We start from the raw sequence: 1,928 nt of genomic DNA on the forward strand, positions 1-1,928 counted from the left end.
CCTGCAGAGGCCGAGGAACGATACTACGCCATGCTGGACGCACCAGCATTGGCCGCATAACTTAAACCAAACGGTCTCCGGCAAAGCCGGTGCGGTTCAGTCCAAGAATGAGCAGAGCGTCAAGCAGTTGGCCCATCAAGTCGATTTATCGCAATCAGCGCTTTCTCAGCATCTCGCAAAAATGCGCGAGGCGGGTGTTGTTGAAACGCGACGTCACGGACTTGTCGTCTATTATCGGTTGATAATGCCGGAGCTGATAGGGTTGTTGAAAGAGGTGGTGCTTTTCGTCAAACTGAATTCTAAAAAGGCATGACCACCCAAATTCCTTACATCGAGGAAGCCTGTAGCTTTCACTACTTGTAAATGCTTTCACCATCGTCAGATTGCGGCCAGACAGTCCGAATTGGAATGTTCCTGACCTCGCAGCTGTGCCAAGTCCTCATCGAGTTCGCTGAGTCGCAGCATATGTGCAGTTATCTGCAATGAGATGATTTGCCGATCATCTATCGAGAAACGTTCCCACCTTTTGAGATTGTCTATGACCTCAATGAGGTCGAGACGTTCCTGTTCGAGCTTCTCCAAATTCCAGATCATCGCAACCGGGCTCCCGTTTTGACTTGCGTGAAACGTAGCATGGGCGGATCGGTTCAAACCGATAAGATTTAGCGTAAATTTTATCTAAATTGCCGTTTCGGCTTTTTCAGAGAAACCGCAGGTCAGCGCTTATCCGCGCCTGCGAGTCCGCCGCCAGCTGCAAAAACTCCCTAGAGACGTCGCCGTAAATAACGGTCGGCATAACGCCAATTATATTTGCAGGCCAAAACGCTAGTGCGGGGAATCTCCACGCATGGCAGGTCTTGCTCCATCTGGAGACATCAATGCCCCGCTCGCGAGGGTACAGGCATATGGGGAAGCTGTACCCAAATTACCTACAGACAAACACTCACACACACAATCAACCTCACAATAACCAAGCGAAGGAACCAACACTATGAGTACCCAACAGATACTCGATGGCTATACGCAAATGGTTGAAGAGAGAACAGCAGGCGGTTGGGAAAGTTATATGCTCACGCTGATGTTCAATGCGCTAAGCGGCAATGAAAAAGCCAAGAAGGCCCAGATGCGTTACACGGTGGAGCAGCTTTATGTTCGCGTACTGACCCGCCTCATCAAACGGCCCTATAAGACCCCGAGTATTCAGATGCCATTCTGGCTTGCCAGTTACGACTGGCCAGTGCGGAAGCTGTCTGGCTGGTCCACATCGGACAGCGCAATCAACGACGGGATGCATATTCACGTACTGGCAATGGTGCCGCCGAATGCGCGTACCGGACGCCGAGTAACGGACCTTATCGCGAACGCACCAACTAGTTTCCTGATTGGCAAGACTGCGCCCCTTTCCCGCATTCATGTCACGCCCATCGAAAAGACGCTGGCACGGGCCGCGGCATATACTCTGAAGTCAGTAGATAGAAAGAGAGCGACCCCGGAAGAGGTTATTGTTCTTCCGAAGTCGAAGCGCGAATTGACTAGTTGGCGTACGTGATTGGTGGACCGTCTGGAGGCGGTTACGCTTTCTTGTGCTTGATCGAGCGTACAAGAATGCTCGTGGCGGGGCCAATCGTGATGATCTCACATTTCATTTTGAACAGCTCGCCCTGCGGCAGACGCCTGAAGGCCTTCGCTGATTTTTTGATCAGTAAGTCCGCATGTACGATGGTCAAATCGTTCTCTGCTGCAAATGCCTTGTCTTTATCGGAAACAGGAGACCGGTCTAGGTTTTTTGCCTTTTCGGAGAAAACGCCCTGATCGGTCGCGTTCGAAGAACTAGGCCGTCGACTCATAAACTCTGACACCAGATTCTTGCGGCGACGAGTTTGACAGCTGCGAGATAGTTTTCCGGGCGCTTGTCGTAGCGCGTGGCG

The 1,928-nt window shown here is 51.6% G+C and carries 3 protein-coding genes and 1 pseudogene; 2 read left to right on the forward strand and 2 right to left on the reverse strand.

Features of this window, described 5'->3' with window-relative positions:
• A partial coding sequence (locus tag ACQZ48_RS23360; RefSeq protein WP_448729559.1) for an ArsR/SmtB family transcription factor occupies window positions 1–313 on the forward strand: 313 nt, incomplete at its 5' end.
• Between the two features lie 65 nt (window positions 314–378).
• Here the strand turns inward: ACQZ48_RS23360 and ACQZ48_RS23365 are convergent.
• Window positions 379–594, reverse strand: a complete 216-nt coding sequence (locus tag ACQZ48_RS23365) for a hypothetical protein (RefSeq protein ID WP_448729560.1) — start codon at window positions 592–594, stop codon at window positions 379–381.
• Window positions 595–991: 397 nt separating this feature from the next.
• On the opposite strand from ACQZ48_RS23365, the gene ACQZ48_RS23370 reads away from it, so the two are divergent.
• Window positions 992–1,549 carry a hypothetical protein gene (locus ACQZ48_RS23370; RefSeq protein WP_003519947.1) on the forward strand — a complete coding sequence of 186 codons (558 nt, stop codon included), beginning with the start codon at window positions 992–994 and terminating at the stop codon, window positions 1,547–1,549.
• A gap of 294 nt (window positions 1,550–1,843) precedes the next feature.
• Here the strand turns inward: ACQZ48_RS23370 and ACQZ48_RS23375 are convergent.
• Window positions 1,844–1,928: pseudogene (locus ACQZ48_RS23375) on the reverse strand (IS5/IS1182 family transposase); the annotation flags it as partial.

Source organism: Agrobacterium sp. 22-209-1 (genome assembly GCF_053522485.1).

What these genes read in the sequence shown, in the direction of transcription:
- ACQZ48_RS23365 (WP_448729560.1), bottom strand. Translation starts at nt 594, where the DNA reads ATGATCTGGAATTTGGAGAAGCTCGAACAGGAACGTCTCGACCTCATT.
- ACQZ48_RS23370 (WP_003519947.1), top strand. Translation starts at nt 992, where the DNA reads ATGAGTACCCAACAGATACTCGATGGCTATACGCAAATGGTTGAAGAG.